The 7,721-nt window shown below is 59.6% G+C and carries 6 protein-coding genes; 3 read left to right on the forward strand and 3 right to left on the reverse strand.

The genetic code is table 11. The features are described 5' to 3' along the window. Positions 1-18: 18 nt before the first annotated feature. From ACQKEK_RS14080 to ACQKEK_RS14090, 3 genes are all read left to right on the forward strand, one after another. Positions 19-768 (forward strand): hypothetical protein, encoded by a 750-nt coding sequence (locus ACQKEK_RS14080; protein ID WP_278362353.1) that lies wholly within the window; start codon positions 19-21, stop codon positions 766-768. Between the two features lie 594 nt (positions 769-1,362). Then, positions 1,363-1,749: a hypothetical protein gene (locus ACQKEK_RS14085; RefSeq protein ID WP_499143230.1), complete on the forward strand. Its 387-nt coding sequence runs from the start codon at positions 1,363-1,365 to the stop codon at positions 1,747-1,749. A gap of 68 nt (positions 1,750-1,817) precedes the next feature. Further along, positions 1,818-2,837: a hypothetical protein gene (locus tag ACQKEK_RS14090; protein ID WP_200598801.1), complete on the forward strand. Its 1,020-nt coding sequence runs from the start codon at positions 1,818-1,820 to the stop codon at positions 2,835-2,837. 609 nt (positions 2,838-3,446) lie between these two features. Here ACQKEK_RS14090 and ACQKEK_RS14095 read toward each other — a convergent pair. The 3 genes from ACQKEK_RS14095 to ACQKEK_RS14105 all read right to left on the reverse strand — a co-directional run. Then, the gene (locus ACQKEK_RS14095) at positions 3,447-5,051 is read right to left on the reverse strand and encodes a M28 family metallopeptidase (RefSeq protein ID WP_216707207.1); all 1,605 of its coding nucleotides are present in this window, start codon (positions 5,049-5,051) and stop codon (positions 3,447-3,449) included. A 279-nt stretch (positions 5,052-5,330) separates the two neighbouring features. After that, positions 5,331-7,055, reverse strand: coding sequence for a methyl-accepting chemotaxis protein CtpM (gene ctpM, locus ACQKEK_RS14100; RefSeq protein WP_499143232.1), 1,725 nt, complete (start codon positions 7,053-7,055; stop codon positions 5,331-5,333). A 127-nt stretch (positions 7,056-7,182) separates the two neighbouring features. After that, positions 7,183-7,721: transposase (locus ACQKEK_RS14105; RefSeq protein ID WP_499167634.1), on the reverse strand; the 539-nt coding region annotated here is incomplete at its 5' end.

A 7,721-nucleotide genomic window follows, 5' to 3' on the forward strand; every position in this document is an offset into this window, starting at 1 on the left:
CCAAAAGGAAAACAGACAATGAACATCAACGAACAGAAAACCGAGCTGCTGCCTATCGTTATCGAAGGGCAGACCTTCGAGCCGAACGCTGAGGGCCTGTGGTCGCTGACTGAGGTCAACAAAACGCTGCCCGATTTGACCAAACCTCCGGCCCAGTGGCGGGGACGTGAGCGGGACTACTTCGAGCGGTGTGCAGATTTGCATACCGTCAATGGTGACAATGGCGGCACATGGGCAACTGAGCGGGCGACCATCGCCTATGCCATGGCTTGCTCCCTCGACTTCTATGTCATGGTAGTCGATGCCTTCGTGACCATGCGGAACGACGCCATCCTGTCCGCCCGTATGTCCTCCTTGGCATTGGCCGAAACGGGCAAGCTCCTGGCTGACAACATGCCCAAGGCCACCGCTCTGATGCTTAAGGCCAAGGGTCATGGAATCTCGTGGTCCGACGCTTGTCGAGCCGCGCGGGTCGATAGGCCTTTACTGGCTAAGCGTTACCTGCTGGCCCAGGGTAAATTCCAGAGCGTCTTCGATCATGATAAAGGCGATCATGTCCTTCAGCCGGTAGCCAGAGCGTTCACCCTTGGCTTCTTCAAGCGCCACGTGGGGGTCTTCGGGAACGCCGATGGCTGGAGAGTTACTGACAAGGGCGTGGTCTGGCTGGAAGGTCGAGCCAATGCGATTAATGAGTGGGCCCTTGAGCGTGACCGCAAGAAGTCCCAGGCTCGCCGTGAGGCCCCCAAGGCCCCCAAGGTGACCATCTAATGCGCTATCGACTGATTCCTGGCCCAGGGTGCCCTCAGGCCCTTTGTGACCGACTCAACGACGCTCTGGCAACCCCAAGCGCCCGCCGTGTCTACCATGCCGCTCGGAGTGCCTACAGGGTCCACACGGACCAAACCCTGGCGTCCTTTCAGGCCGACCTCCAGGAAACGCTCAGGCTCCCCATGGGAGAGCTGGACGGCATCCTTGAGCGGGCCGCCATGACGTTTCAGGAAGCAATGCTGCTGCCTATCAGGTTCGACCTGACGGCACGCTGAGAGCGCCTGTAGGGCTCCCAGGGAGTCGCTGGGTTTCGTCTTTAAGGTTTCATCATCCGTTATCGACAACCGCCAGCCATTGGCGCCCACTCCAGCGACTCACCTGGGAGCCCTACAAGCTCACACCAGTAGCGAACTAACGCTACGCCCTTCAGTTCCCCACCTGAAGCCCCCCAAACGCCCATCCCACGGGCGACACACTGAAATCAAGAATCCATAGAGCAAACCCCCAGGGTCGGCGTGTTTACGTCTCCTTGCGTCTTGTCGCGCCTGCCGTGCGGACTGGGGGTTTGCTCTATGGGATAGGAGACCTACCCAAATGAAAATTACCGTTAGCAACGTAACTCCCGAGACCGTAAGCATCCACGGCCAAACCCTGGCCCGAGAGTATGCCGAGCTGGTCCTCCTGCCTCTGTTGGTCGCGGCTGAAGGCCAGAACCATCCGGCAATCGTAAAGGTAGCCGATGCGTTCGCTACCGCTGGGCTGAGCCTTGAGGGCTCCCCTGAGGCATCCCGACTCTATCGGAGCCACCAGCACCAGCAGCGAGTCGAGCAGGAGCGCCTGAAGGCTGAAGCCGAGGCACATGCCCGCCGCTGCCACGTCCCGACGCCCCAAGAGATTGCCCAGCAGATCGCTGAGCGTGAGCGTAAGGCCCGAGAGATTCGTGAGCATGGCGAACGCCTGCGTGCTGCCCGTGGACGTTAACGCTATGGACCTTTTGGTCCTCGTTCTGATTACCACTCGCCAATACTTTTTCTAAGGAGTTACCAACAATGAAACCTTTCCAGTACAAGAAACCCGATAGCGTCTACTCCCAGACCGTCACCACTGCCCACGGCTCAACGGCCACCCAGGCAACCTTCCACACCTCCGACATCCGAGCGGATCACATGGCTGCTACGGACCCTCTGGTCTATGCCCAGGCCATGTATGAGGCTGCTGATGACCACCTCAACGGTGACGAATGGCGCGACAACATGAACACGGCGTTTCCTTCTGAGGTTCGCCCCTACGGCTCTCAGCCGACCGCTCCTCAGGTCGCCCTAATGGAGGACCGCTCCGTTACCTTCGATCCCCGCCAGACCTATGATGGGCAAACGATGACCCAAGGCGATGCCAAAGCGGGCTCCTTGGTCTCGATGGAGGCCCCTGAGGTCGGCATTCTGGTATCGGGTCGTGTGTCGATCTTCGACCACACCGTTCAGTTCGGCTTCACTGAGCGCAGCATGGCGCAGACCGGGGAGAAACTGCTGGATGACCTTGAGCTGACCCTGGCCGGTAAGATTGCCCAAAGCCTTGAGGGTCAACCTTCGGTCACCAAGGCATATGCGGGAGCCCTCAGCGGTAGCCCTGCTGCCCAGGCTGAAGACCTGCTGGACATCCTGGCGGTCAACCTCGACACCTTCTGGGGCCGTGATGTCTCCGAGTTCGGCGTCCTGATCCCTGTGGCCCTCCGTCCGACCCTCAACCGTGCCGCTCAACGGGCTGGCCTTGAGGACATAGACGAGCTGGTGGGGACCCGTGTTCAGGTCTACAGCGGTCCAGACCGAGGCATCTTTCTGGTGCCCAAGGCGTTCGCCCTGTTGTCGTTCCGTGAAGACCAGAAAGGCGATGTCTGGCGGGTGGAACTGAGCCGTAATGCTTCGACCCAGAGCTGGGACCTTGAGGTCTCCGCTGTGGTGGACGTGATGGCAACCGCTATGGTCGAAGTGAAGCTGGGTGGTTCCGAGTGGGAAACCACGCCGGTAGCCCTGCCGATTATCAAGCAATTGGTCCTCTCAGCGCAGCCGTAAGGCCCTGGGAGATGCACCTGAGGACGGGAGGTAGTTGTGATAACCATCCCCCTTCCAATCCAAAGGAATGAGCCCTGGGTAAACCTGGGGCCATCCTCTGCCGACAACTGGCTGTCACTGGGTCTCCTTGAGATTCGGTTTAAAGCTCCTCGACCTGAATGGGTCTTGGGGCTTCTTTTTGCAATACCTGACTAAATCAGTAGGAGACTCACATGGGCAAGCTACAGGCTTCTTATTGGCTGCTGGTGGTTGCTCCTTGGGTCGTCTCGCTGGTCGCTCGGTCTGCCTTGAGAATCTGGGAGAAAAATCTGAGACCCCATCTCAATAAAGAAGACCAGCCAAATTCCCCCGTGCCGCCCTCGGTCCCCTTGGATCGCTGGGGCTCACAAGCAGCTGATGCAGGAGCAAAACAGAGGGAAAACAGGCGGGTTCTGGAGGTCACAAGCTGGTCACAACTGAGTCACAAGTTGCCTTGACGAAGCCCGGAAACCCAGCAATCATGGGCCTTCCACCACCCTTCCAACAAATGTCGCAGATTTGGCCGGCTGGCCGTAGGGAAAGGGACTGATGGAAAGACCGCGCCGGCTGACCGGCGCGGATTTCAGGTGGTTAACGAATCCAGTGGCCCCAGCGAGATTTCTCCTGCACTTGCTGAATGCGCATCGTGCCGATGCTCTGCTCAGCCGCTGCGGCTATTTCGTCATCGATCACCTTGGTCGACAGCGACAACCAGCTGGTGGTGAAGGCCAACGCGTCGCCGTGCAACTCCAACGCCTCGGTGGAGATATTGCTGAGGTCGTCGCACTCGGAGTGGTAGCACGGATCGTATGCCAGCCCGGCGGTACCGCCATAGCGCTGGGCCTGCTCCACGCTTTTGATGTCTTCGGCACCGGTGAACAGCCCACCGAACGCAATGCCGTCATCGAAGAACTGAGCATAGTCGGAGCGGAAGTCGATCTCAGTGCCTTCGGACGGCGCGTTGCGCAGCTGGAAGTAGGAGCGGAACAAACGCTCGATAGCCCCCGAACCGGGCGGGCCTTGCAGACCGAAGTCCGAGCCGTCGCCGTCATAGATGAAGTTCGCGTAATTCGGCGAACCGATCATGTCGACGTTCAGGTAAGCCTTGATCTGCTGCTTTTCTTCCTCCGGCAATTGGTTGACGTAGTAGGTCGAGCCGACCAGCCCCGATTCCTCGGCGCCCCACCAGGCGAAACGCACCTTGTTCAGCGGGTAGGCTCTGCTCATCAGCGTCGCCATTTCCAGTAGCGCAGCACTGCCGGAACCGTTGTCATTGATGCCGGCCCCTTCGAACACCGAATCCAGGTGCGCACCGACCATGATCACATTGTCAGGATCGCCCCGGCGGGTCTCGGCCAGCACGTTGTAGGTTTCGGTCCGCTCGCGCACCACGTCGACGTTCATGCTCAGCTGCAGCCCCTCGGTCCCAGCCCAGGTCACGCCGTTTTGATAAGTGGAAAACAGCACCGGGATGCCGCCTTCGTAGTCTTCACCCAAGGTGGCAACCAAGAGCCCTTTACGGTCCTCGGTATCGCCCTGATTGAAGATGATTGCTCCTGCTGCCCCGGCCGCTGCTGCATTGGTTGCCTTCTGGCCAAACGCACAGGCGCCACGCTGCATCAGGGCAATGGCGCCGGCAGGGAAGCCTGCGAAATCTTCCGGTTCACACCCGCTGGTGGAGGTGTTGCCCAGGCCGAGGGCAAGGTCGACCGGAACGACCGGGGCGGTCACGGTCCCGGGGTCGGTCTGATCGGCATAGGTGAAGTCTTCCTCCCAGGTGTACTGCACGGTTTGGGGCGCTACCGCAGCGAGTGAGCCTGGCCCCTCCGGGTAGAACGCGAGGAAGGGAAAGCTCTGCACCCGTACGCGGTAACCGGCGCGTTCGAGTGTGGTCCGCACGTAGTCGACCGACGCCTGATAACCAGGCTGACCGGACGCGCGATTTCCGTTGTTCAGGGAGGCGATGTCCTGCAGGTTCTGCAGGTGCGTCATGATGTTACTGGCCTGCATACAGCGCGGCAGACCGAGCGGCGTGCCGACCAGCAGCGGTGTGCGACAAACCCTTGAGTCGGGCTTGCCCGGACTCCAGTAATCGTCAAACGCAGGGATTTCTGCTGTGGGTGCAGCCAAGGCTGCGGTGGAAGCTAGTAAAGCGAAAGAAGCAACTACCCGACGTGCATTGTTTTTCTTTTGCATGGGTAACTCATCCTTGCAACGAGATTGATGGGCAGGCCGCAAAATGGCATGCGCCATCGTCCCCTACGGCTTTAAGCGGACGCGGCCATAGGGGACTAGACCGGAACGGTTACGTTCCGGTTCTCGCTCTCCAGCCGGACGGCAGCACCATCCGTCGCCTCGCTGGAACCTGTCTCGATGCACTTCGCGCGGACCTCTCCAGCGCTTGGAAGGGATGTGCACAAGTATCAATGGAACCGCAGCGGGACTTATCCGCGCTGCGTTCAGATGTGCAACAGGTCAAACGCGGAACTGCCCGACCAATCCTTGCAGGCGTCCGCCCAACCCATCGAGTTCACGTGCGGTCTTAGCACCCTCGGCGGCATCGTTGGCAACACCGTCGACCGCATCGGCGATGTGATGAACGCTGCGGTTGATTTCCTCGGCCACTGCGGTTTGTTCTTCTGCGGCGCTGGCGATCTGAGCGTTCATCGAGTTGATGGTGCCGATCAGCGCGGCGATTGCATCCAGCGATTCGCCTGCCTGATTGGCCTGCTCACGTGTTGCCTCGCCCTTCTCGCCAGCGCGCCGCATGGTGCCTACGGTATGCGAAGTGGCGCTCTGCAGCCGGTCGATCATGTTCTGGATCTCGCCGGTGCTCTGCTGGGTGCGACTGGCAAGGGCCCGCACCTCGTCTGCGACCACCGCGAAGCCTCGGCCAGCTTCCCCGGCGCGGGCCGCTTCGATCGCCGCGTTCAGGGCTAGCAAGTTGGTCTGCTCGGCGATCGCACGAATTACATCCAGCACACCGACGATGCCCTCCACGTCCCGCTGGAGCCCTTCGAGCGAAGAGCCACTGTCCCGCAGCTCACCCACCAACTCATGAATCTGCTCGATGCTGCGGTCAACCACCCGCTTGGCCGCCAGGCCTTGCTGATCGGTCTCCTGCGCCGCTTCCGCCGCCCGCTGCGCGCTCATCGCCACTTCGTGTGCAGCAGCCGACATCTCGTTGATCGCAGTAGCCACCTGATCGGTCTCATGCCGCTGATCAGCCATAGCTTGCTCCGAACGCTGCGCCTGGCTGGCAACCGCACCGACCAGACCGGTCAGTTCGGCAGTGGTACCGGCAACCTGTTGTACCAGGACGTGGATCTTCTCAACGAAACGATTGAAAGATCCGGCCAGCTCGCCAAGCTCATCACGGCTTGTGACCGGCAACCGATGGGTCAGATCGCCGTCTCCGGCGGCCATGTCATCCAGATTGCGCTTGACCAACAGCAGCGGTTTCAGGATGGCATTGCTCAGGAACAGCGCCAGCCCCGCGATCAACACCAACAGCACAGCAGCTGAGCCGAGCATGATGGTTGTCATACGATCGATGCGTTGTTGAAACGCCATGCGCGCCGCCTGCACGTCCCGCTCGACCCCGTCAAGGTTTAACGAGGTGCCGAACGCAAGCTTCCATTTAGGAAGGTATTCGGCATAGCCGATCTTTGGCACCACTGCCTTGCTATCCGGCATTTCAAAGCTGTAGTCGACGAAATGTGTGCCGTTCTGACCAGCCTTAATCAGCTCGCGAATCGCATAGACCCCGTTGGGGTCCTGGTATCCAGAAAAGCTCTGGCCGATCTTTTCGCGAGTATTGCCCTGAAAAACTCTCACAGCTTGGTCGTCGTAGCCCCAGAAATAACCATCGGTGCCATATGAGAGTGCTTCGAGAAGCATGACTGCCTCGGCTCGCGCGGCCATGTCCCCGTCGGCAGAACGCTCGTAGAGCGCACCAATTGCATTGCGCGCCACTTCCACATAATGCTTGAGCTCGGCGCGGCGATCCCGCGTAAGGCTTTCCCGAGCGTGGCTCTCCTGCTGCCTTGCCAGGTCGTGCAACTCATAGACGGCGATGCTACTCAGCACCACGGCTAACATCAGCGTCGGTACCAACCCCAGCAGCAGCAACTTCACTCGTAATCGAAGGTTGGAAATCATCTGATTGACCCCACTATTTACATGGATTAATACCGGCATTGTGACAAGTAACAGGCGCGCCAGACAGCAGCCAAAGGTCGCATGTAAAGGAGTTGGTAAGCCCGTCAGCAGGGACTAAAAGCAGCCGGACAGAAACGCAAAAGCCCCGCCAAGGCGGTAATGCTGTTCACTTAAGCGGAGCAGCCTTACGATCCACCGGATACCGGGTTTTGGAAATCTTCACCGTCCTTGGCCTCCCTGGCCTTGAGCGGTGGTCCAGAAACAGCCCTGCGACACCTCCCCGCAATTCAGCCAGCCTTCTTCCTGTTGCCGAAACCGGATTGGCCGCAGCCATGACGATCAATTGCACCGCGATGTACTGGCAGGCGGGTTTGAACCTTATATCTGAAGGCTCCCGACCGAAGGCTACTGCGGCCTGGCTCGCCTCCCTGCGAATGATGTTGTAAGCCAGTAGCAGGCCCCAAACCTCCTGATAAATCAGGTCGATCTTCTTACTACGCAGCGTCACTGCGTTTTGTTGCATCGAGCTTTTGATGTCTCGAAAGCCCAACTCGATCTCCCAGCGCTCCAGGTACAGCTCAGCGACCGCCTCTGCGCTGTAGTCATCCGCAGGCAATGAAGTGAGCAGCGATCTGACGTGTCCCCGGCTTTCATAACTGACCTCACGCACCTCCCAATGTGTGGGCAGGCTTGGATTTCGCTTGC

The organism is Pseudomonas sp. NPDC077408, assembly GCF_050269105.1.
Lineage (GTDB): Bacteria > Pseudomonadota > Gammaproteobacteria > Pseudomonadales > Pseudomonadaceae > Stutzerimonas.

What these genes read in the sequence shown, in the direction of transcription:
- ACQKEK_RS14085 (WP_499143230.1), top strand. Translation starts at nt 1,363, where the DNA reads ATGAAAATTACCGTTAGCAACGTAACTCCCGAGACCGTAAGCATCCAC.
- ACQKEK_RS14080 (WP_278362353.1), top strand. Translation starts at nt 19, where the DNA reads ATGAACATCAACGAACAGAAAACCGAGCTGCTGCCTATCGTTATCGAA.
- ACQKEK_RS14095 (WP_216707207.1), bottom strand. Translation starts at nt 5,051, where the DNA reads ATGCAAAAGAAAAACAATGCACGTCGGGTAGTTGCTTCTTTCGCTTTA.
- ACQKEK_RS14090 (WP_200598801.1), top strand. Translation starts at nt 1,818, where the DNA reads ATGAAACCTTTCCAGTACAAGAAACCCGATAGCGTCTACTCCCAGACC.
- ctpM (WP_499143232.1), bottom strand. Translation starts at nt 7,055, where the DNA reads ATGCCGGTATTAATCCATGTAAATAGTGGGGTCAATCAGATGATTTCC.